Source organism: Arthrobacter sp. C152 (assembly GCF_054890965.1).
The window spans coordinates 225,533-246,856 of the sequence record NZ_JBTZSU010000002.1; the positions used below are offsets into that span (position 1 = coordinate 225,533).

Annotated in this window: 23 protein-coding genes; 13 read left to right on the top strand and 10 right to left on the bottom strand. The window is 68.0% G+C overall.

Translation table 11 applies throughout. The annotated features are described in order from the left end of the window. Positions 1-206: 206 nt before the first annotated feature. The 5 genes from ACYSM9_RS02500 to ACYSM9_RS02520 are packed head-to-tail and all read left to right on the top strand — an operon-like array spanning position 207 to position 5,248. A complete protein-coding gene (locus tag ACYSM9_RS02500) occupies positions 207-968 on the top strand; it encodes a sugar phosphate isomerase/epimerase family protein (protein WP_461855416.1) in 762 nt (253 codons plus the stop codon). After that, positions 965-2,089, top strand: a complete 1,125-nt coding sequence (locus tag ACYSM9_RS02505; protein ID WP_461855417.1) for a Gfo/Idh/MocA family protein — start codon at positions 965-967, stop codon at positions 2,087-2,089. The genes ACYSM9_RS02500 and ACYSM9_RS02505 overlap by 4 nt, the downstream gene beginning before the upstream one ends. 46 nt (positions 2,090-2,135) lie before the next feature. Continuing rightward, entirely contained in the window at positions 2,136-3,353 is a 1,218-nt protein-coding gene (locus tag ACYSM9_RS02510; protein ID WP_461855418.1) for a Gfo/Idh/MocA family protein, read from the top strand. A gap of 1 nt (position 3,354) precedes the next feature. Next, entirely contained in the window at positions 3,355-4,356 is a 1,002-nt protein-coding gene (locus ACYSM9_RS02515) for a sugar phosphate isomerase/epimerase family protein (RefSeq protein WP_461855419.1), read from the top strand. Positions 4,357-4,360: 4 nt separating this feature from the next. Continuing rightward, complete coding sequence (locus tag ACYSM9_RS02520) at positions 4,361-5,248, top strand: TolB family protein (RefSeq protein WP_461855420.1); 888 nt, start codon at positions 4,361-4,363, stop codon at positions 5,246-5,248. Positions 5,249-5,533: 285 nt separating this feature from the next. Here the strand turns inward: ACYSM9_RS02520 and ACYSM9_RS02525 are convergent, their stop codons facing one another. Both ACYSM9_RS02525 and ACYSM9_RS02530 read right to left on the bottom strand, forming a co-directional pair. Continuing rightward, positions 5,534-5,893: a hypothetical protein gene (locus ACYSM9_RS02525; protein ID WP_461855421.1), complete on the bottom strand. Its 360-nt coding sequence runs from the start codon at positions 5,891-5,893 to the stop codon at positions 5,534-5,536. Between the two features lie 48 nt (positions 5,894-5,941). Next, complete coding sequence (locus ACYSM9_RS02530) at positions 5,942-6,841, bottom strand: SDR family oxidoreductase (protein WP_461855422.1); 900 nt, start codon at positions 6,839-6,841, stop codon at positions 5,942-5,944. A 224-nt stretch (positions 6,842-7,065) separates the two neighbouring features. Between ACYSM9_RS02530 and ACYSM9_RS02535 the strand changes: the two genes are divergently transcribed. Continuing rightward, entirely contained in the window at positions 7,066-7,587 is a 522-nt protein-coding gene (locus ACYSM9_RS02535) for a DUF6328 family protein (RefSeq protein WP_461855423.1), read from the top strand. Between the two features lie 3 nt (positions 7,588-7,590). Then, on the top strand, positions 7,591-8,253 hold the full coding sequence (locus tag ACYSM9_RS02540; RefSeq protein ID WP_461855424.1) for a DUF6766 family protein: 663 nt from the start codon (positions 7,591-7,593) through the stop codon (positions 8,251-8,253). An 18-nt stretch (positions 8,254-8,271) separates the two neighbouring features. Here ACYSM9_RS02540 and ACYSM9_RS02545 read toward each other — a convergent pair whose 3' ends face one another. The 4 genes from ACYSM9_RS02545 to ACYSM9_RS02560 all read right to left on the bottom strand — a co-directional run bounded on the left by ACYSM9_RS02545 (position 8,272) and on the right by ACYSM9_RS02560 (position 11,955). Then, the gene (locus tag ACYSM9_RS02545) at positions 8,272-9,396 is read right to left on the bottom strand and encodes a glycerate kinase (RefSeq protein WP_461855425.1); all 1,125 of its coding nucleotides are present in this window, start codon (positions 9,394-9,396) and stop codon (positions 8,272-8,274) included. 92 nt (positions 9,397-9,488) lie between these two features. Then, on the bottom strand, positions 9,489-10,298 hold the full coding sequence (locus tag ACYSM9_RS02550) for an SDR family oxidoreductase (protein ID WP_461855426.1): 810 nt from the start codon (positions 10,296-10,298) through the stop codon (positions 9,489-9,491). 39 nt (positions 10,299-10,337) lie between these two features. Next, a complete protein-coding gene (locus ACYSM9_RS02555) occupies positions 10,338-10,790 on the bottom strand; it encodes a hypothetical protein (RefSeq protein ID WP_461855427.1) in 453 nt (150 codons plus the stop codon). 385 nt (positions 10,791-11,175) lie between these two features. After that, positions 11,176-11,955, bottom strand: coding sequence for a class I SAM-dependent methyltransferase (locus tag ACYSM9_RS02560; RefSeq protein ID WP_461855458.1), 780 nt, complete (start codon positions 11,953-11,955; stop codon positions 11,176-11,178). Between the two features lie 171 nt (positions 11,956-12,126). Here ACYSM9_RS02560 and ACYSM9_RS02565 point away from each other — a divergent pair, with 171 nt between their 5' ends. The 3 genes from ACYSM9_RS02565 to ACYSM9_RS02575 all read left to right on the top strand — a co-directional run bounded on the left by ACYSM9_RS02565 (position 12,127) and on the right by ACYSM9_RS02575 (position 16,609). Further along, positions 12,127-13,800, top strand: coding sequence for a sensor histidine kinase (locus tag ACYSM9_RS02565; protein WP_461855428.1), 1,674 nt, complete (start codon positions 12,127-12,129; stop codon positions 13,798-13,800). Between the two features lie 19 nt (positions 13,801-13,819). Further along, complete coding sequence (locus tag ACYSM9_RS02570; RefSeq protein WP_461855429.1) at positions 13,820-15,370, top strand: putative bifunctional diguanylate cyclase/phosphodiesterase; 1,551 nt, start codon at positions 13,820-13,822, stop codon at positions 15,368-15,370. A gap of 174 nt (positions 15,371-15,544) precedes the next feature. Continuing rightward, positions 15,545-16,609 (top strand): EAL domain-containing protein, encoded by a 1,065-nt coding sequence (locus ACYSM9_RS02575; RefSeq protein WP_461855430.1) that lies wholly within the window; start codon positions 15,545-15,547, stop codon positions 16,607-16,609. Positions 16,610-16,663: 54 nt separating this feature from the next. Here ACYSM9_RS02575 and ACYSM9_RS02580 read toward each other — a convergent pair whose 3' ends face one another. Further along, positions 16,664-16,900: a DUF6480 family protein gene (locus tag ACYSM9_RS02580; protein ID WP_461855431.1), complete on the bottom strand. Its 237-nt coding sequence runs from the start codon at positions 16,898-16,900 to the stop codon at positions 16,664-16,666. Between the two features lie 135 nt (positions 16,901-17,035). Here ACYSM9_RS02580 and ACYSM9_RS02585 point away from each other — a divergent pair, with 135 nt between their 5' ends. Then, a complete protein-coding gene (locus ACYSM9_RS02585) occupies positions 17,036-17,362 on the top strand; it encodes a hypothetical protein (RefSeq protein ID WP_461855432.1) in 327 nt (108 codons plus the stop codon). Here the strand turns inward: ACYSM9_RS02585 and ACYSM9_RS02590 are convergent. The 3 genes from ACYSM9_RS02590 to ACYSM9_RS02600 form a co-directional block, all read right to left on the bottom strand. After that, positions 17,359-18,171, bottom strand: coding sequence for a glycerophosphodiester phosphodiesterase (locus ACYSM9_RS02590; RefSeq protein ID WP_461855433.1), 813 nt, complete (start codon positions 18,169-18,171; stop codon positions 17,359-17,361). The genes ACYSM9_RS02585 and ACYSM9_RS02590 overlap by 4 nt on opposite strands. A gap of 42 nt (positions 18,172-18,213) precedes the next feature. Continuing rightward, positions 18,214-18,477, bottom strand: coding sequence for a hypothetical protein (locus ACYSM9_RS02595; RefSeq protein WP_461855434.1), 264 nt, complete (start codon positions 18,475-18,477; stop codon positions 18,214-18,216). A 101-nt stretch (positions 18,478-18,578) separates the two neighbouring features. After that, on the bottom strand, positions 18,579-19,397 hold the full coding sequence (locus ACYSM9_RS02600) for an HAD family hydrolase (RefSeq protein WP_461855435.1): 819 nt from the start codon (positions 19,395-19,397) through the stop codon (positions 18,579-18,581). A 156-nt stretch (positions 19,398-19,553) separates the two neighbouring features. Between ACYSM9_RS02600 and ACYSM9_RS02605 the strand changes: the two genes are divergently transcribed. After that, complete coding sequence (locus ACYSM9_RS02605; RefSeq protein WP_461855436.1) at positions 19,554-19,985, top strand: LexA family protein; 432 nt, start codon at positions 19,554-19,556, stop codon at positions 19,983-19,985. Positions 19,986-19,993: 8 nt separating this feature from the next. Further along, positions 19,994-21,292 (top strand): Y-family DNA polymerase, encoded by a 1,299-nt coding sequence (locus tag ACYSM9_RS02610; RefSeq protein WP_461855437.1) that lies wholly within the window; start codon positions 19,994-19,996, stop codon positions 21,290-21,292. Positions 21,293-21,324: the final 32 nt, after the last annotated feature.

The window sequence follows — 21,324 nt, forward strand, 5'->3', positions numbered from 1 at the left end:
CCAAACTTCCTGCTGTCATCACGGCAGAACTGTAACGCGACACAAACAACTTTTGCTTGACGCCCGTCAAAAGTGGTTCTAGGTTGTGATTCAGGGCACATCGACGGTTCCGATGCCGGACATCAGCCGCAGTGATCCTGTAGGGGAGACCACCCGCCAGCGCCTGACCCCTCTTCCTCCGAACAACCACTCCACAAAGGAAACCGATGTCTTACTCGCTGCAGCTGTACACCCTCCGCAACGCCATCGCCGAGGACCTTCCCGGCACCATCAGGAAGGTGGCTCAGATCGGCTTTACCCAGGTGGAGCCCTACAACTTCGTTGCCACCGCCGCGGAGCTTGGCGCGGCCCTGAAGGAGAACGGCCTCACCGCGCCGTCCGGGCACGCCCCGCTGCTGAGCCAGGACCAGGACGAGATCTTCGCGGCGGCGAGGGAACTGGGCATCAGCACGGTGATCGACCCCTTCCTGCCGGCCGAGCACTGGCAGAACGCCGGGGACATCCAGGCCACGGCCGCAAAGCTGAACGCGGCCGCGAAGAAGGGCGCGGAGTACGGCATCCGCGTGGGATACCACAACCACGCCTGGGAGCTGGAGTCCAGCATTGAGGGCCGCAGCGCGCTGGAGTACTTTGAGAGCCTGCTGGATCCGGAACTGGTGTTGGAGGTGGATACCTACTGGGCTGCCGTGGGCGGCCAGGACCCCGTGGACCTGCTGGGCAGGCTGGGTGACCGGGTCAAGTTCATCCACATCAAGGATGGCCCGCTGAACAAGGACAACAAGGCGCAGCAGCCCGCCGGCCAGGGCAAGGTGCCCGTCCTTGACGTGATCGCCGCGGCAAAGTCCCTGGAGGTGGGCGTGGTGGAGTTCGACGACTACTCCGGCGACATCTTCGAGGGCATCGCCCATAGCCTGTCCTTCCTGACCAGCAACACTGGCAACACCACCACCGAAGGAGCAACGGCGTGAGCACCCCCGCAGCATCCGCCCGCAAGGGCCCCGTCGGCGTCGCCGTCATCGGCGCCGGGGTCATCAGCAAGCAGTACCTGGACAACCTCACCGTCTTCCCGGACCTGAAAGTCCACGTCATCGCCGACCTCTTCGAGGACGCCGCCGAGGCCCGCGCCAAGGAATACGGCATCCCCGAGTGGGGCGGGGTGGAGAAGGCACTGAACCACCCCGACGTCGAAATCATCGTCAACCTGACCATCCCCGCCGCCCACGTGGAGGTGGCCACCGCGGCGGTCAACGCGGGCAAGCACGTCTGGACCGAAAAACCGTTCAGCCTGGACCGGGAGTCCGGCCTGGGCCTGCTCAAGACCGCCGACACGGCCGGTATCCGCCTGGGCTGCGCCCCGGACACGTTCCTCGGCGCCGGGATCCAGACCGCCCTGCGGTTGATCCAGCGCGGCGACATCGGCACCCCGCTGACGGCGATGACCACGTTCCAGACCCCCGGCCCGGAGTCCTGGCACCCCAACCCGGCTTTCCTCTTCCAGCACGGCGCCGGCCCCCTGTTCGACATGGGTCCGTACTACCTCACCACCCTGGTCCAGGCCTTCGGCTCCATCCGCAAGGTGGCCGCCGTCGGATCCAAGGCCAAGGACGTACGCGTCATCGGTTCCGGCCCCAAGGCAGGCGAGGAATTCAGCGTCGAGGTACCCACCCACGTCTCGGCGATGGCGCAGTTCGAGTCCGGCGCCTCCTCGCACAGCGTCTTCTCGTTCGAGTCCCCGCGGACCCGGATGGGCTTCGTGGAGATCACCGGCACCGAGGCCACCCTCTCGCTGCCGGACCCGAACTACTTCACCGGCGACATCAAGCTGTGGCGCGCCGGCGACGAGGACTGGACCACGATCCCGGCCACCGGCCCGGCGAACGGGCGGGGCATGGGCGTGCTGGACATGGCACGCTCGATCCGCGCCGGGGTCCCGCACCGCGCCACCGGCGACCTCGCCTACCACGTGCTGGACACGATGGTCTCCATCAGCGAATCCATCGACTCGGGCACGTTCGTCGACGTCGAAAGCTCGGCACCGGCAGCCGCGGCCCTCCCCGAGGACTGGGCCCCGGAAACCGACACCCTCTGACCCCGCTACACCCCTCCAGCAAGCAGGAAGCACGCAGGAACGCATCATGACCACACCCGCACACCCGACCGAATCCCCGGCTTCGCGCCCGGCCTCCCGCCCTTTGGGTGTCGCCGCCATCGGTTACGCCTTCATGGGCAAGGCCCATTCCAACGCGTGGCGGAACGTGGCCAGCTTCTTCGACGTCCCGGCCTTCGAGCAGAAAGTCCTCGTGGGCCGGGACGCCGGGGCGGTCGCCGAGGCCGCTGCCCGGTACGGCTGGGCCGAGTCCGCAACGGACTGGCGCACCGTCATCAGCCGGGATGACATCGACATCGTGGACATCTGCGCCCCGGGCTGGATGCACGCCGAAATCGCCGTCGCCGCCCTGGAGGCAGGCAAGCACGTCCTGGTGGAAAAACCGCTGGCCAACACCCTGGCCGAGGCCGAACTCATGACCGCCGCGGCCGCCAAGGCCCGCGCCCGGGGAGTGCAGTCGATGATCGGCTTCAACTACCGCCGCGTCCCCGCCCTCGCCCTCGCGAAGGAGCTGATCAGCGAGGGCCGCCTGGGCACCGTCCGGCACGTCCGCGCCGCCTACCTGCAGGACTGGCTGGCCGACGCCCAGGCCCCCATGACCTGGCGGCTGCGGAAGGAAACAGCCGGGTCCGGCGCCCTCGGCGACATCGCCTCCCACGCCATCGACCAGGTCCTGTTCCTCCTCGGGGACCAGGTCACCGAGGCCAGCGGCCGGCTGCACACCTTCGTGGGCCGGCGCCCCGGAGCGGAGGGCACCGAAGATGTGACGGTCGACGACGCCGCCTGGGCCACGCTGTCCCTCGCCTCCGGGGCCATCGCCTCAGTCGAGGTTTCCCGGGTGGCCACCGGCAGGAAGAACTCCCTGCAGATCGAGGTCTACGGCGACAAGGGCACCTTCCTGTTCGACCTGGAAAACCTCAACGAACTCGGCTTCCTGGACGCCACCGCCCCGGTCCGGGAGCAGGGCTTCCGCCGCATCCTGGTCAACGAACCCGACCACCCCTACCTGGCAGCCTGGTGGCCGCAGGGGCACATCATCGGCTGGGAACACACCTTCACCCACCAGGTCCGGGACTTCCTCACCGCCATCCAGGACGGAACCCAGCCCTCGCCGTCGTTCGAAGAAGGCCTGAACGTCCAGTACATCCTCAACGCCGTGGAGGAATCGGCCGCCGCGAAAAGTGCCCTCATCCAGCTGCCCTCCCCCACCCCATCCGGCACCACCACCGACCCCCTAGGAGCCTGACATGCCCCGCCCGTTCACCCTGTTCACCGGCCAGTGGGCCGACCTGCCCTTCGAGGAAGTCGCCAGGCTCGCGTCCGGCTGGGGTTACGACGGCCTGGAGATCGCCGTCTCCGGCGACCACCTGGACGCCTGGCGCTGGGACGAACCCGGCTACGTCGAGTCCAAACTCGAGCTCCTGGACAAGTACAACCTCAAAGTCTGGGCCATCTCCAACCACCTCAAAGGCCAGGCCGTCTGCGATGACCCCATCGATTTCCGCCACCAGGCCATCGTCGGATCCAAGGTCTGGGGCGACGGCGACCCCGAAGGCGTCCGCCAACGCGCCGCCGAGGAAATGAAGCACACCGCCCGGCTCGCCAAAGCACTGGGCGTGGACACCGTCGTCGGGTTCACCGGCTCCTCCATCTGGCAATACGTCGCCATGTTCCCGCCCGTCCCCGAAAAAGTCATCGACGCCGGCTACCAGGACTTCGCGGACCGCTGGAACCCCATCCTGGACGTCTTCGACGAAAACGGCGTCCGCTTCGCCCACGAAGTCCACCCCTCCGAGATCGCCTACGACTACTGGACCACCGTCCGCACCCTTGAGGCCATCGGCCACCGCGAAGCGTTCGGCCTGAACTGGGACCCCTCCCACATGATGTGGCAGGGCATCGACCCCGTCTCCTTCATCTGGGACTTCAAGGACCGGATCTACCACGTGGACTGCAAAGACACCAAGATCCGCCAGACCGGACGCAACACCGTCCTCGGCTCCCACCTGCCCTGGGGCGACCCCCGCCGCGGCTGGGACTTCGTCTCCGCAGGCCGCGGAGACGTCCCCTGGGAAGCCTCCTTCAGGGCCCTCTCCGCCATCGGCTACAACGGCCCCATCAGCATCGAATGGGAAGACGCCGGCATGGACCGCCTCCATGGCGCCCCCGAAGCCCTCGCAGCACTCAAGAAATACGACTTCCCCGCCTCCCAAACCAGCTTCGACGCCGCCTTCAGTTCCAAGGACTGAACCGATGCGCAGGCTTCAACCGGGCCAGCGCTGCGAAGTGTGGATTGTCTCGGCCGCCGGGGAATCGAGGCTCTTCTACGCCACGGACCGGCTGCTGCTCGAGGCCCCCAACTGGACCGTCGACGGCCAGGCGCTGGTCCTCAACGGGAACGGCAAGCTCTGGCGGCTGGGCCTGGCCGACGGCTCGCTGGAGGAGGTCAGGCTCACCGGCGTCCCCGACCTGAACAACGACCACGTCCTGGCACCCGACGGCGAAACCATCTACCTTTCCGCGAACGACGGCCACATCTACCGCGCCCCACTCGCGGGCGGCGCCGCGACGCGCATCACCGCGGACGACGGTTCCTTCCACTTCCTCCACGGCGTCAGCCCGGACGGAAAGGAGCTGGCCTACGTGGGAATCGAGGACGGAGACTTCACCCGTCCGGGGCGCCTCATGACCATGGCTTCCGACGGCGGTGCTTCCGCCACCGTGGACGTCGGGCCCGGCCACTGTGACGGGCCCGAGTATTCCCCGGACGGAATATGGCTGTACCTGAACACGGAGTCCTTCAGCACGGAGCCGGGCCACGCCCAACTCGCACGCGTCCGGGTGGACGGAACAGGTTTCGAGCAGCTCCTCACAAGCGGCACCGTGGACTGGTTCCCGCATCTCTCCCCCGACGGCCGCCTGGCCAGCTACGTCCGCTTCCCCGCCGGGACGCAGGGCCACCCCGCGGACCTGCCGGTCGACGTCGTCCTCGTGTCAACCGGGGCCTGGGACATCCCGCTGCACACCTGGCCGCTGTTCGGCGGCCAAGGCACCCTCAACGTCAACAGCTGGTCCCCGGATTCGCAACATTTCGCCTACGTGGCCTACCCGCTGACCGGCGCGGCGGGGACTTGGAATTGACACCGGTCAGATGTAGTCCTGCTTCAGGACGACGTCGTACGCCTCCACCCGCCGGGCAGTGCCGTCCAGAAACTGAACCCGCCGGCGTCGAACAGGCCGGGCCGGTCCTGCTGCCGTGCCCATTGTTCCGAAGATCTCCTGCCCACAGCCCACCTTCCTCATCCCGGACGCGGCACCGAAGGGGCGCAGCGCAGCAGTCGCGGCACGGCAAAGGCCCCCGGCTCCTGCCCTGCGTGAACTGGTCCAGCGGGGCGGCGGAGGCGGGGGCGCTGGCCTTCGTGCGGCCTATCCCGCGTCGAAGCTTTCGTCCTCGTCATTGGGCGACTTTTCCTTCGGCAGGTCGTTGCCGCTGCCGTCCGGAATGCCCGCAGCCTCCTGGTCCGGTTCCGAGGACACCGGTGCAGACCCCTGGGAGTCGTCGTTCGATTCATCGATCTCGGCCGCGCTCGAGGGGACGTCCATATCGTGGGGCACCTGTTCCTGGCCCACGCTGGCCTGCGGTTCGTTGGTCTCGGCCCCGCCGTGCGATGCGCCGCCGGACTGGGCCTGGCCGCCCTGCGTTCCTGCCGCTTCCTGCTCGGCGGTGGGGGTGCCGTAGCCGCCCGGGGCCGTCTCGGGTTCAGCCTGCTGGTTTTCCTGCGTCATGCTTCCTCCTGTTGTGCGTTGCCGGTGTTGCTGGTCTGGTGGTCTTGCCTAGAGTCCCTTGCCGCCGGTGACGGGAAGGACCGCGCCGGAGATGTAGGAGCCGTCCTCGGACGCGAGCAGCACGTAGGCCGCCGCGAGTTCCGCGGGTTGTCCCGCACGCTCCAGCGGGGTGTCCTGGCCGAACGTGGGCAGCTTGTCCGGCCATTCGGTGGCAGGGATCAGCGGCGTCCAGATGGGTCCGGGAGCCACGGCATTGACGCGGATTCCCTTGGGACCCAACTCCTGGGCCAGGGCCTTGGTGAAGGCAACCTGCGCCGCCTTGGTCATGGCGTAGTCGATCAGTCCGGGCGAGGGGTTGAATGCCTGGATCGACGCCGTGGTGATGATGGAAGCCCCGGCCTTCAAGTGCGGTACCGCAGCCCTCGCGGTCCAGAGCAGGGAGTAGAGGTTGGTCCGGAAGACCCTGTCGAACTCCTCCGTGGGAAGGGTCTCCAGGCTTTCACGGTTCTTTTGGTAGGCCGCATTAAGGACCAGGACGTCGAGCCGGCCGAACTCGGACACCGTCTGCTCCACGAGGCCGGTGCTGAAGTCCTCCTCGCGCCCGTCGCCGGGAAGCAGGAGGACGCGGCGCCCGGCCTTCCGGATCCAGTCGGCGGTGTCCTGCGCGTCGTCTTCCTCCTCAGGCAGATAGGAAATGGCGACGTCGGCCCCTTCCCTGGCGAAGGCAATGGCTGCGGCCTTGCCGATGCCGGAGTCTCCGCCGGTAATCAGGGCGGCCTTCCCGTCGAGCTTGCCGTGCCCTTCATAGCTGAGTTCGCCGTGGTCCGGTTTCGGGTCCATCGGCGCCGTCAGGCCGGGCTGCTTTTGTTCCTGCTCCGGGAACGGGCCCGAATGGTAGCCGCCGCGCGGGTCCTGTGGCTGGCCTGTTTGCTTGCCGCTGTCGCTCATAGTCCGCCTCCCTGTGTCGGTGGGCCTGTATAGGTTGGCCTGTGTCAGAAGCAGCCGTACTCCGGCTCTTCGAAGCTATCCCGGCCGAGGGCCCAAGTCCACCAGCACGGGCAATAATCAGTAAACTTATCAAATGTTGCCGGATGCGCAACGTACGGCCTTGTTTCTGGGTACAGGGGGAGTAGAAAGAAGACGGAGGCCGGCTGCGAAACGAAGGAGGGCCGATGCCCGGGGTGGAGGACTACACCGGCAGGACGGGACGCAACGAAACCCGCGAGGAGCAGCTTGACCGCAACTGGGCGGAGCTGCTGCAGGAGTTGCGGGTCCTGCAGACCGGGGTGCAGATCCTGGCAGGCTTCCTGCTGACGCTGCCGTTCCAGCAGCGGTTCGAGGAGCTGGATAATTTCCAGGTGGCGCTGTACCTCACGAACGTGGTGGTCGCCGCCTTAACCACGGCCTTCATTCTCCTACCGGTCAGCGTGCACCGCAGGCTGTTCCGGAAACGGCTCAAGGAAACCCTCGTTTCCAGCGCCGATTCCATCACCAAGATCGCCCTCGCGGGGATCGCGCTGCTCAGCGCCGGAACCGCCGCCCTGGTGTTCGATGTGGCCGCGGGCCGGTCTGCGGGCGTGACGGCCGGCGGCGCGCTCCTGGGCGTCATGGTGGTCCTGCTGGTCTTCGTTCCCCTGCGCCTGAACAAGCAGGCCAGCGACAAGAACCACTCTTCATTGCCGGGTAAGGAGTAAAGCATGCGCAAATGGGCGAAAGAACACGGGCTGCTGCTGGCGAATCTGGGCCTCTTCCTGGCGTTCTTCATCGGCATGGTCCTTTCCGGGGCCGCCTCCTACAGCGAGGACCAGCAGGCACACGGGGAGCCGGCCGTTTCGGTGTTGCAGTTCCTCACCACCGGGGCGTTCGTGGAAGCCACGTTCGAAAACTGGGAGTCGGAATTCCTGCAAATGGGCATGTACGTGGTCCTGACGGTGTTCCTGTTCCAGAAGGGCTCGTCCGAATCCAAGCCGATAGGCAGGAAAGCGCCGCAGGACGAGGATCCGCGCCAGGCCAGGCTCAGCAGCGCGGCACCGTGGCCCGCCCGCCGCGGCGGAGCGGTCCTCAAGCTGTACGAGCACTCCCTGTCGATCCTGTTTTTCGTCCTGTTCCTGGCGTCGTTCCTCCTGCACGCGGCCGGCGGCGTGGACGAGTACAACCAGGACCAGCAAAGCCACGGCGAGCCCGGGGTCAGTTTCCTGCAGTACCTGGGTACCAGCCGCTTCTGGTTTGAGTCCTTCCAGAACTGGCAAAGCGAGTTCCTGGCCGTCGGCGTCCTGGTGGGCGCCTCGGTCTACCTCCGGGAAAAGGGATCCCCGGAATCAAAGCCCGTCGCAGAGCCGCACTACGAGACCGGCGCCTGAGGCCCGGTCCGGATAAACCTAGGCGCCTTCAAGCACCTGGCTGGTTGCCCACGCCAGGTACTTGCCGGCATTGGCGACGGCGTCTTCCGGGCTTGCCGCGACGTCCAGCAGCTGCGCGGCGGCCACCACCCCGTGCCCCGTGAGATCCTCGAGGGTCACCAGGATCCGGCCGGCCACCACGATGACCGGGATGCCCAGCTCCCGGGCGGCGTCGGCGAGCGCGATCGGCGCCTTGCCGGTGAGCGACTGGGAATCCATGGACCCTTCACCGGTGATCACCAGGTCCGCGCCGGCCAGTTGCCCCGCCAGGCCGGTCAGGCCGGCCACCAGTGCGAAACCGCCTTCCAGCGTGGCGTTGGTGAAGGCAAGGAACGACGCCGGGAAGCCGCCGGCGGCGCCAGCGCCGGGGACGTTCACGTCCCGGCCCGTGACTTCCCGCAGGATGGACGCCCAGTTGCGGAGCCCGGCGTCGAGCATCTCCTCCCCGTCCTGGTCCGCGCCCTTCTGGGGCCCAAAAACGTGCGCGGCACCCGCCGGCCCGTACAAGGGGTTGCGGACGTCAACGGCAATGCGGAACGTGGTTGCCGCAAGGCGCGGGTCCAACTCGCGTGTATCCAGTGACACGATGTCCGCGAGTGACCCGCCGCCCAGCGGCACCATGTTCCCGGCGGCGTCGAGGGGCTTGAGGCCAAGGGCGCGCAGGGCGCCGCTGCCGCCGTCCGTCATCGCCGAACCGCCAAGTCCCAGCACGATCTCGGTGGCCCCGGCGTCAAGGGCGGCCGCGATCAGCTGCCCGCAGCCGTAGGAGTGGGCCCGCAGGGCATTCTCCGGCGTCGGCTCCATGTCCGCCAGGCCGGACGCCTGCGCGGTCTCGATGACCGCGGTGACCTTCCCGTCGCCGGCCTTGTGGATGGCCCACGCCGCGCCGGTGGGGGTGAGGATCGGCCCCACCACAGCGTTCAGCCGTTCCTCGTAGCCCGCCGCGACAGCTGCCTCCAGGGTGCCCTCGCCGCCGTCGGCAATGGGGAACTGCGTGGTGACGGCATCCGGGTACACGCGCAGTGCGCCTTCCGCCATCGCGGCGGCGGCCTCAGCGGCGGTGAGGGAGCCCTTGAACTTGTCCGGAGCAATAAGAATGCGCATGCGCTCCATCATGCCAGCCCACAACGGGAAAGCGCTTGCCAAATCCGCCATGCGGACGGACGGCAGCGCGTTGGCCGTCGGGAGCAGGCTGCTTAGGCCTCCCGCCATTCATGGCTGGTGATGTGGGAGCCGGCCTGCGGTCCCATTTGCAGCATCCCGCCGTCCACAACCCACGCGGCGCCCGTGACGTAGCTCGACGCCGGGGAGGCCAGGAATGCGATGACCTCGGCGATCTCCCGCGCGTCCCCGGGCCTGCCCAGCGGCACCCCGGGGCGCTCCGTCATCCTCGGGTCCTGGTCCTCCTGCCCCGTCATGGGGGTGGCGATCTCGCCGGGGGCCACAGTGTTGGCCGTGATGCCGTACTGGCCCAGCTCCAGTGCCAGGGTCTTCATCAGGCCGCCGAGGCCATGCTTTGAGGCGTCATAGGCGGAGGAGCCGACGCGCGGCTGGAATTCATGCACGCTGGACACCGCCACCAGCCGCCCGCCCCTGCCGGCGCTGACCATCCGCCGGGCCGCGGCCTGCAGGCAGAGGAAGGCGCCGTTGAGGTTGGTGTCCAGGATGCGCATCCATTCGTCGATGCCCATGTCCAGGAACTTGGCGCTGGCCCCGGTGCCGGCATTGTTGACGAACACGTCCACGCCGCCCAGCTCGTCTGCAAGCCCGTCAATCACGCCGGCCACCGCCTTGAGTTCGGTGGTGTCCAGTTGCCGGACCACTGCCTTGCGCCCCGCGCCGCGGATCTCTTCGGCTGTCGCTTCCGCCCCGGCCTTGTCGGAGTGCCAGGTGACGCCCACATCCATTCCCGCCCGCGCGAGCGCGACGGCGGTGGCTTTCCCGATCCCCGAGTCGGAGCCGGTGACGATGGCGGTGGCGGGCGTGAAGGTGCTCGTGTCTGGCATGGTGCGGCCTTTCGGTTGGGTCAGGCTGGATGAGCTGGGTCAGGCTGGGCGGCGGAGTTCCGCCTCGTAGGGCCCCTCATCCGGCAGCCCGGCAGCTTCCCGCGGGGCAGGCGCGTCCGGAACCGCCGCCACGGGGGGCGTGTCCGGCACCATCAGCGGCACGGCGAAGGTCACCACGGGGCGGCCGGGATCGTCCGCCGCCCGGATGGTCAGGCTCCTGGTGCCGGGAGGCACCGACGGTGTGAACACCTGCAGGTTCCTCGAATCAACGATTGCGGACTCCTGCAGTGAATACGTGGTGCCGAAGTGGTCCTCCAGCGTCAGCCGGGGCGCGGGTCCGCCTTCCCTGGCCAGGTGGACGTTGACCACCAGGCCCGAGGCCCAGACCTCCACGGAGAGGATGGTGAATTCGCTGGCGGGGGTGACGTGCCGGCCGTAGGTGGGCGGCAGCAGCATCCGGCGCAGTGCGCCGGACGGGATGAGATTGCTCATGGTAGTTCCTGTAGGTCTTGCTCCAGCGGTCGGCGGAAGGCGCCGGGGGTGGCCGGGCGGCTTTGCCAAACGTTGGGGCGGTGCGGCTGGGGCGCGTTCCCGGCCGGGGTTCTCCCGGCGCAGGAAATGCGATGGCACGCCGTCGCTGCGTTGTTACTGGTGGATGACATTCAATGTCCGGGAGGCCCGTGGGCGAACCACTCCTCCCGGGTGACGCGGCGCAGCTTATCGCCACTGCCGCCGTCGCTGCGCAGCACCTTCCCTTCCCCGCTAGGTAGTAAGTCTACTTACCATGTAGCCTCCGGGCCCCGGGGCCTGTCAAGGGGCGCGGCGACACCTGCGGGGAGTCTGCGGGGAAGTCTGTGGTTCTGCGGGGCGGTCCAGGCTAAGCCCGCGGGCGGAGCACCGCGTAGTAGCCGGGAACGCGGTCCTGGCCCACGACGCCGGTCACCGGGTTTGTCTGGATGGCAACGTCGCCGTCCTCAAGCAGTTCCCAGGCCGACGGCGCGAACACCCTTTGGCGTTCTTCGGGACCGAAGTGGCCGGGCATCGGCAGCCCGCGGATCGCCAGCTCCAGGGGCGCCGGGATGCTGCGCGTGGTGGCGCCGAGATGGGAGACGTACTCCAGCGGATTCCCCTGGAAATTGGTTTCTGCCAGAAACACCGTGCCCCGCGCCCCGGCCAGGGTGCGCAGGTTCTCCACGAGGGCCGCCTGGTCGGCGTCGTCCAGTACGTGCAGCACGCCGCGGATGAAGACGTTGGCCCCCCCGCCGTCGACCAGACCCGAGGCCGCCGCTAGCGCCGCGCCCGCACCGGGCGCCGTCATGTCGCGTGCTTCGAACCTGATGTTGGCGATGCCCTGGGACTCCGACCGGGCCCGGGCCACTGCGTGCTCCGAAATGTCGACGCCGATGGCCTGCGGGAAGATCCCGGCGAGCGCCCGGGTGAAACTGCCGTGGCCGCAGCCGGCATCGACGACGGGAAGCCGGGGATCCACATGGCGCAACAGGGTTTCCTTGTAGCCGAGGAACTCATTGTCGGTGCCCGAGTCCCACAGGACCTCGCCGCCCTCGCCGGTCGCGGTGATGCCCGCCCAGTAGCGGTCCCAGGCCGTGGGCCGGTCCTTCGGAGCGCGCCGGGCAAGCCTGATGATTTTGGGCAGCATCAGGTACTTCTGCCAGGCCGGCTCCGCCGGTTTATCTGTGGTGGGCACGGCTCAAATATATGTTGCCCGGGTGAACGGCCGCCGGATCAGCGCGATATTACGCCGCGTGCCCTCCGCCGACGGGATAAGGGGCGGGAACCTGTGGAACCCCGGGCGCCGCATCCCCCTAGAATGTACACAACTGGGAGGGAAGGGGGCACTGTGACGGCTGTGCCAAGTGAGGTACCCGCACCGCGCACGGCGGTCGTCGCCGATCCCGACCAGCGCCGCCTGGCGATGAATGCCGGCGCGCTGCGCGACGCCGGTTACACCGTCCTTGAAGCCCGGGACGCTGACGGGCTCGCGGCCCTGCTCGAGGATGCGGAGCCCTCGGTCATCGTGGCCGACGCCTTCCTGGCGGCGGTCGCGTCGGAGGCGCCCGTCCTGGTGATGGTGGACCTGGACAACCCGGCGGAAATCGGGGCCGCCACCCCTCCGGGCATCCACGACTGCATCACCAAACCGCCGCTGCCCAGGGAACTGGTGCACCGCGCCACCCTGCTGATCGACCAAGTGGCCCGGCGGCGGGCGTCGCGGCAGGAGGCAGAGGGCCTGCGGGAGCAGCTGCGGGAAGTGTCCGCCGCCGTCCGCGCCACCAACGACCCCCAGGAAATTGCCGATCACGTCGTTTCCGGCTTCGGCCGGACCTTCCGGGCAGACCACGTTATCCTGGCCACCTTCGAGGACCCGAGGGTGCCCCCGATTGTGGCCTCATGGCATCGGTCCGGGCTGGCGGAACTCGCCCCGGGCGCCCTTCCCGGCGAGGAGGAGGCCCGGCAGTTGGCGGACGCCCTGTGGGCCGGGACGGAGACCCCTTCCGCGGACGGGCACGCAGCACAGCCCGGCCCCCGGGACAGGCCCGCCCCTGCCGTCGCGGGTGCGGCAGCTACCCTTGCCGTCCCGATCGGGGAGGGCAACTCGTCCCTGGGCATCATCTGGATCGCCATGATGGACGGGCCCCGGACCTGGTCCAGCGCCGAACTCGGCCTCATCCAGCACGTGGCGGGCAACGCAGCCTATGGGCTCATCCAGAGCCACCTCATCAGCAGCCAGCAGCAGGTGGTGAAGCGCCTCCGGGAACTCGACAAGGCCAAGACCGACTTCCTGGCCACCGTGAACCACGAGCTGCGCACCCCGCTGACCTCGATCATGGCGTACCTGGACATGATCCAGGAAAGCACCCAGCACCCCGTGTCCCAGGAGGTCCACCAGATGCTGGACATCGTGGTCCGCAACACCGAACGGCTCCGGACACTCGTGGAGGACATGCTCAGCGTCTCGCGCCATGGGCCGGACGACGGCACCATGCACCTGGCGCCGGTCCGCCTGGGACAGACGCTGGACCTCGTGGCGGCGGCGCTGCGCCCCCTGGCGACATTGCAGAACGTCACCATCGACGTGGACCCGGTCCCGGAGGATCCGGAGATCCTTGGCGACGAGGTGCAGCTGCAGCAGGTGTTCACCAACCTGGTGTCCAACGCCATCAAATTCACGCCCAGCGGCGGACGGATCGAGGTGGGCAGCGAATCGCATGCCGCGTCCGACGGTTCCAAGTGGGCCACCGTGCGGGTTGCCGATACCGGGATCGGCATCTCCAGCGACGAAATCGACCATGTGTTCACCCGGTTCTACCGCGCCTCCAACGCCATGTCCGGCGCCATCCCCGGGACCGGCCTGGGCCTGGCCATCTCCAAGGACATCGTGGACCGGCACGGCGGGCGGATCAACGTCGCCTCCACGCTGGGCGGAGGCACCACGGTCACCGTCAGCCTTCCCCTTGGCACCGACCGCATCCAGGCCAACTAGGCGGGCGGGAGGACAGCCGATGTTTGCCGACGACGACCCCCGGCTTTCGCAGCTGCTGGAAGGCATTGTCCGGCTTGCCTCCGGAGACTTGACCTCCCGGATCGAGGTCTCCCCCGCCCGGGATGAACTTGATGCCATCATCATGGGCACCAACCTGCTGGCCGAAGACCTGCAGGTCATCTACCAGGAACTGGAGCAGCGCGTCCAGGTCCGCACCCAGCTCCTGCATGAGGCGCATTTGGAAATGCAGAAGATGGCCATGCAGGACCCGCTCACCGGCCTGGCCAACCGTTCGGCGCTGATCGAGGCGCTGCGGACCGCCCTGGCTCACCACGCAGGGCCGGACGAGGCGGCGCCGGACGAAGGTCCGGCCATCCTGCTGATGGACCTTGACGCCTTCAAGTCCATCAACGACAGCATGGGGCACACCGCCGGGGACCAGGTCCTCGTGGCGGTGGGCGAAAGGCTCCGCGGCGCGGTGCGCACGTCCGACGTCGTGGCCCGGCTCGGCGGTGACGAATTCGCGATCGTCATGCCGACGACGTCGCCGGACCAGGCAGCGATCGTGGCATCGCGCATCCTCGCCGCCCTCAGCGACCCCATCGAGCTGCCGGGCCGGAGCGTGCGCTGCGGCGCCAGCATCGGACTCAGCATTGCCGACGACGGCCAAAGCCCCGAGGACATGCTGATGCAGGCCGACGTCGCCATGTACGCCTCCAAGGCCGAGGGCCAGAACCGGCTGCACCGCTTCGAGCCGGGGCTGCTGCTGATGCGGCGCCTGCGGAGCCAGCTGGTGGAGGACCTGCGCGCAGCCATCAAGGACGACACCCTGACGCTGTACTACCAGCCCGTCGTCGAGCTCGGCACCGGACGGATCGAAGGCGTGGAGGCGCTGATCCGCTGGAACCATCCCACCCGCGGATTCATCATGCCGGACGAGTTCATCCCGCTGGCCGAAGAAGCGGGCCTGATCTCGCAGCTCGGCCACTGGGTCCTGCAGACGGCGGTGAAGCAGTTGCGGGCCTGGATCGACGCCTCCCTGGTGGACCGCCGCTTCTCGGTCCGCATCAACATCTCCGCCACGGACCTGCAGAGCCTGCAGTTCATCGAGGACGTCCGGAACGTGCTGCAGGAAACCGGCGTGCAGCCCCACCAGGTGGTCCTGGAGCTGACCGAAGTGGCCATCGTCAAGGGCAACGAACTGGACCGATACTCGCTGGGCGGCCTCCGGGGGCTGGGGGTCGGCATTGAGATCGACGATTTCGGCACCGGCTATTCGTCCATCAGCTACCTGCGGCGGCTTCCGGTGGACAGGGTCAAGGTTGACCGCTCGCTGATCGCGGGGCTGGAAACCGACCCCAGCCAGCCGGCCCTGGTGGCAGCCGTCCTGCAGCTGGTGCGGGCGTGCGGGCTGGAGGCGGTGTGGGAAGGCGTCGAGACGGCGGAGCAGGCGGAAATCCTCCGCGGACTGGGGTGCCTCAGCGCCCAGGGCTACTACTTTGGCCGCCCGGTTCCCGCCGACCAGGTGCCCGGCCTGCTGGCCGGCCAGCCGGAAAGCGCTAACCAGTAGCGCCTAAACTACTGCGCTTTTAGTGCCGCCGATATACGATCAACGTGCGGTGTCTGGTTTTCGTCGCGCGGAAACCGGATGGTGCAGCAACAGCGGACTTTTATAGGGCGTTTGGAAAATTTGAACATTAATTGGGCCATAGGGTCATTACTTCGTCAACTGGGGGCGTAGCTAATGTCGGTTCGAGTACAGGCATGGGGAATTATTGCCGCCGTTTTGGCGGATACCGATCCCGCGGGTGCGGCCGTCCGGCAGCGCCTGAGCAACAGCCTCGATGAGAATCCAGGCGTGCCCGAAAGGGCATTGCTCGAATACCTCTTGGAATCCCGCGGGAGCAGCGCCAAGGGCGGGGACGCCGTGGAGAACACCCGGGAGACGCGCCTGGCACCGCCCGCCCTGCCGCCGCAGTTCGCCGAACAGCTCGATGCCATCCGCAGCCAGTCCCGCATCAGCGCCCTGCTCGAAAACCGGATGCTGATGACCGCCTTCCAGCCCATCTACGGCCTGGAAGGAAAAGGGGTGGTGGGAGCCGAAGCGCTCTCCCGCTTTGTCAGTGACGACGGCGCTGCCGCCGAGCTGTGGTTTGCCGAGGCAAATGCGGTGGGCCTGGGCGCCAACCTGGAATTCTCCGCCCTGGGCTCCGCCGCTGCCGCTGCGCGGGACCTGCCCGGGAACCTGTATGTGTCCCTGAACATTTCGCCGACGTCCTGCCTGGATCCGCGGCTGCCGGAGTTGTTCGACCATATCGAGCTCCCCATTAACAGGGTTGTCCTCGAATTGACGGAGGACATTCCCGAAGAGGAGTATCTGCAGTTTATCTCCGCGATCAATCCGCTCCGGGAAAGAGGGCTGCGGATCGCCATGGATGACACCCACAGCGGGGCCGGCGCGCTCAGCCGGATGCTCCACCTGCGCCCCGACTTCCTCAAGGTGGGCCGCAACGTCATCAGCGACGTCGACAACGACGGCCTGCAGCACGCCCTCGCGGCCTGCCTGGTGGACTTCACGGACCAGGTGGGAATCACGGTGGTGGCCGAAGGAATTGAAACGGTGGGCGAGCTCAAGGTCCTCACCGAGCTGGGGGTCAGCGCAGGGCAGGGATACCTGCTGGGGCGGCCTTCGGTGCGGCCGGAGGACTGGGCCAACTGGAACAGCAGGCTGGACCTGGATGGGCTCAAGCGGCACCTCCCCGGTCCCGATGAGTCGAGGACCGTCCGGAACGGCAAGGATTTTTCCTGATCTGCACGGGCGGAGCAACGGGCCCGGTTCCCGGCCCCGCCCGCACTTGACCCGTTATTCGGAGTGGCCCTGGTCCCGGCTCATCTGGCCTTCCGCGGGCGGCGTCTCCCCCGGCGGGACTCCCCCGCCCGGTTCCAAACCCGTGATGTTGCCTTCAGCAGGATCGGGGTTTGGCGATCCTCCGGCTTCCCTGCGGCGCTGCTGGTCGAGGCCGGCCTCGGCGCCCCCAGCGTCGTCCTTTCCCGGGCGGTCAGGGTTGGCGGGGTCTTTTTCCGGATGGTAAGTGCTCACGGCGCTGCTGTCCTTCCTCTCCGGCTGCGGTTCGGTTCCCCAGCTCTGGACTAATCGTAAGCATGCTGATAATTCTGGGTGAGTAGGGCCGCGCACCGCTGGGGTGCCGGCGGTGATCCCGGAAGGAGCAGTCACATGGGAATCGGCGACAGCATCGGCAAGGCAGCGGAGAACGCCATGGAGGACTTGGCCGGGACATCCAGGCCCACCGAGAAACTGGACGTGCCCGACCCCACGGACCCCAACGACGACGTCGAGGTCCACTCGTCCCTGAGCGAGGGCTCCAACGCCATGGAAGCGGAGAAGCAGAAGGCGCCGGGCCTCAAGGCTGGCCCGGCCCCGGGTCCGGTGTCCAGCATCCCGCTGGGCGGGGACACTGACGAGGCAGACGCCGGCGAAGGGAACGACGACGGCGGCCTGGCCGGGGACGCCACGGGACCGGCGAAGGGGGACCGGAGCTAGCCCTCCGGCCCGGCGGGCCACTCGCCCCGCTCCATGAGCACGCCGCGCAGCAGGTCCGCCCTGTCCGTGACAATGCCGTCGACGCCCAGGTGGAGGAGGCGGTGCATCTCGTCCGCCTCGTTGATGGTCCAGACGTGCACCACCAGGCCCAGGGCGTGGGCCCGCCGGATGAAGCCCGGCGTCACAACGGGGATGCGGCCGTAGCGGACGGGCACCTGCAGGGCATGGACGTCGTGCAGGATCCGGCGCATGAGCGGCCGGAAGAGCGGCGCGGGAAGCAGCGGGCCGAGGAAGGTGAACAAGGCGTTGGAGGCTACGCCCCCCGAAGACGCCACCGGCTGGCTCAGCAGCTTCAGCACCGCCCGCCGTCGCCGGTCCGAAAAGCTGGCAACCAGCACCCGGTGGTGCACCTGGTGCCGTTCGATGGCCGCGGCGGTGCTTTGGACCGAGCCCCAGTCCTTGACGTCGAGGTTCAGCCTGGCGTCGGGGAGCTCAGTGACCAGCTCATCGAACGTGGGGATGGGTTCGCGGCCGTTGATCCTGGCCCGTGCCACGTCCGCCGCCGCGAGTTCCGCCACGCGGCCGCGGCCGTCCGTGACACGGTCCAGCGTCTCGTCGTGGAAGAGCAGCAGAACGCCGTCTGCGGTGGTGTGCACGTCTGTTTCGAGGTAGCGGAAGCCGAGGTCGGCGCCGGCGCGGAACGCCGCCATGGAGTTCTCCAGCCCCTCAGCCGAAAACCCGCGGTGGGCCATGGCGATGGGAAGCCGCCGGCCGCCGTCGTCCGCATGGTCAAAGAAGGGCAGGGTCACACTGTGAGCGTACCCCGGGCCCGGGACGCCAGTCCCGGCACGTCAATCGCGGCAGTCGGTCTCGCCGCACGGAACGATGTCCACGCCGTCGCCGCAGTGCAGCAGGGTCCGGCCGCGGCCGCCGTCCAGGTGCACCCAGACGGCAGTGTGGTCCGCGGTGATGGTGTCCACGATGCCGCCGGCCTCAAAGCCGGGCGAGAGCACCACACGGACCCGGTCGCCCTGGCGCAGCTGCTTCCAGTGCGGAGCCGGAATTGCTGTGCGCAGCGGCGCATCCGCTGCATGCTGCCTGGTATTCCTTGCCATCGGTAACCCCCTTGAGCCGCAGGAAGGTGCCTGCTCCGGTTCACGCTACGGGGGAAAGGTAAACGCCAGGTGAGCGCCAGCTGGAAGTATGGTGGCGGGGTTCAGGAAGACTGGACCCCAAGGGAAGCGAGCCGTGCCTCCAGGACCTGCGCCACGCCGTCGTCATCAAAGTGCGGTGCCTGCAGGTTTGCCGCGCGGATGGCCTCAGGGTGGCCGCTGGCCATCGCGTAGCCGTGCCCGGCCCAGCGGAGCATCTCGATGTCGTTGGGCATGTCGCCGAACGCCACAACGTCGGCGGCGTCGATGCCCAGGGCCGCGGCGTACTCGGCCAGCGTGACGGCCTTGTTGACCCCCGGCGGGCACAGTTCGAGCATGGCGACGCCGGGCGAGGAGTGGGTGGCGGCGGCCAGGTGCCCGACGGCGGGACCCACCTCGGCGAGGAATTCGTCAGGCGTGCCGTCCCGGACAATGGCGAGGAATTTCACCACGGAATCGTCGTTGGCCAGGGTTTCCGCCAGCGGCGCCGGAGTGAATTGGGCCAGCAGCTCGCTGGATTCGTTCTCGATGAAGCCAGGTTCGAGGTGGAACCGGGTGAGCGTTTCGGCGGCGAACAGCGCGGCGGGGCGGAGCTTTTTGATGATGCGGCGCGTTTCCAGGACGGCGTCGAGGGAGAGAGTGCGGGCGGAGACCAGGCGGTCCGCTTCCAGGTCCCAGACCACGGCTCCGTTGGAGCAGATCACGCGGCCGGTGTGGCCCAGCTGTTCCTCCAGCGGGTGGAGCCACCGGGGCGGCCGGCCGGTGACGAAGACGAGTTCGACGCCGGCATCGCGGCAGGCGTGGAAGGCGCGGACGGTGCGGGGGCTGATTTTTCCATCGTGCCCGAGAATCGTTCCGTCAATATCGCTTGCAACCAGCCGCATCCTGCAAGTCTACGTGGGGTTCCGCCGCCGTGGCGCGGACAGCGCGGAAGCACCACGCCGTGGGGCCGGCCCGGGAAAGGCGGGGGTGGGGTGCCCGTTGTCGGGGCTCGGCGCTACACTGAACTTATCGAACAAATATTCGAATAAAGGTGTGTTGTGGGCGTTATTGTCGGTCCCCGCGTGATAGACGCGGGCGCCTCGCTGTTCTCGGTGCTGATCTCGCCAGTGGCGGTCGCGGCGGGCTTCCCCTCCCCCGCGCAGGACTATTTCGACGGCCGCATCGACCTCAACGCGCACCTGATCAAGGACATCACCAGCACGTACGTGGTCCGGGTGACCGGGAACTCGATGGAAGGTGCCGGCATCAGCGACGGCGACGAACTGATCGTCAACCGGGCGCTTGAGCCCAAGGACGGTTCGGTGGTGGTTGCGGTCCTGGACGGGGAGCTCACAGTCAAGCGGCTGCGGATCACGGCTGCTGGAGTCATCCTCCAGGCGGAGAACCCTCAGTATCCGGACATCCAGGTCGCAGCACTGTCGGAACTCACCATCTGGGGCGTGGCCACCAGGTGCCTGCACCATGTGTGAGGAGCATGATGGCTAAGCCTGCTCCCATGCGGCAGATGCCGCAGATCGCGCATGTTGACGTCAACTGCTTCTATGCCTCCGCGGAGCGGGCCTTCGATCCCTCCCTGGAGGGGAGGCCGCTGGTGGTGCTGTCCAACAACGACGGCTGCGCGGTGACCCGCTCGCCCGAGGCAAAAGCGCTCGGCATTGCCACCGGCGAGCCATGGTTCAGGCTCGCGCCCCGGGCCAGGGAGTGGGGGCTGGTGGCAAGATCCAGCAACTACGAACTGTACGGGGACATCAGCTCACGGGTGATGGAGCTGCTGGGCAGGTACTCGGCCTGGCTGGAGGTGTACAGCATCGACGAGGCCTTCCTGGGCGTCAAGGGCGGGCCGCCACAGCTGCTCGCCCTGGGCCGGCGGATCAAGGACGCCGTCCGCCGCAACGTGGGCGTGCCGGTCTGCGTCGGCATCGCCCCCACCAAGACCCTCGCCAAGCTGTGCAACAAGTGGGCCAAGAACAATCCCGCCTTCGGCGGCGTGTGCCTCTGGGACGCGGTCCCCGCCCCGGTCCGGGAAGGGCTGATGGCCCGGCTCCCCGTGGACGAGCTCTGGGGGATCGCTGGTCGGCTGTCCAGACGGCTCAACGCCATCGGCATCTTTACCGTCCAGGACCTGGTGCGCGCAGATCCTGTGGCCATCAGGGACAAGTTTTCGGTGGTCGTGATGCGCACGGTCCTGGAGTTGCGCGGCACACCCTGCATCCCCATGGAGGAGGAGCGCATCGGGCGGGACCAGCTCATCTTTTCCCGCTCCTTCGCCACGCCCGTAACCACCGCCGCCGGCCTCCGCGAGGTACTCAGCATTTACGGCCAGCAGGCAAGCGCCAGGCTCTCCAAGCATGGGCTGCAGGCGAAAGTCCTGACCGCCTACGCCGCCACGTCGCCGTTCAGGGACCATGAACAACATTTTCCGTCCGTGTGCGTGGCCCTTCCCATGCCCACGGCGGATCCGCTCCTGCTCACCAGGGCTGCACACGGGCTGCTTCCCAGCATCAGGGAGGGGCTCAAGTACGCCAAGGCGGGCCTGATGCTCACCGACCTGCGGCCCACCGGCAACCAGCCACCCCTGGAGCTGTTCGAAAACCGGCACGAGGAACGCGGCATCGGGCCCCTGCTTGAGGACGTGAGCCGCCGGTTTGGCCGGGGGTCCATCGGGCTGGGGCACGCGGGCATCAGGTCCGGCCTGGACTGGACCATGAAACGGGAGATGCGCTCGCCGCGGTACACCACGCACTGGGACGAACTGCCCCTGGTGAAGGCGGCCTGAACTCCTGACGCATCCCGCCGCTGCCGCGCCGG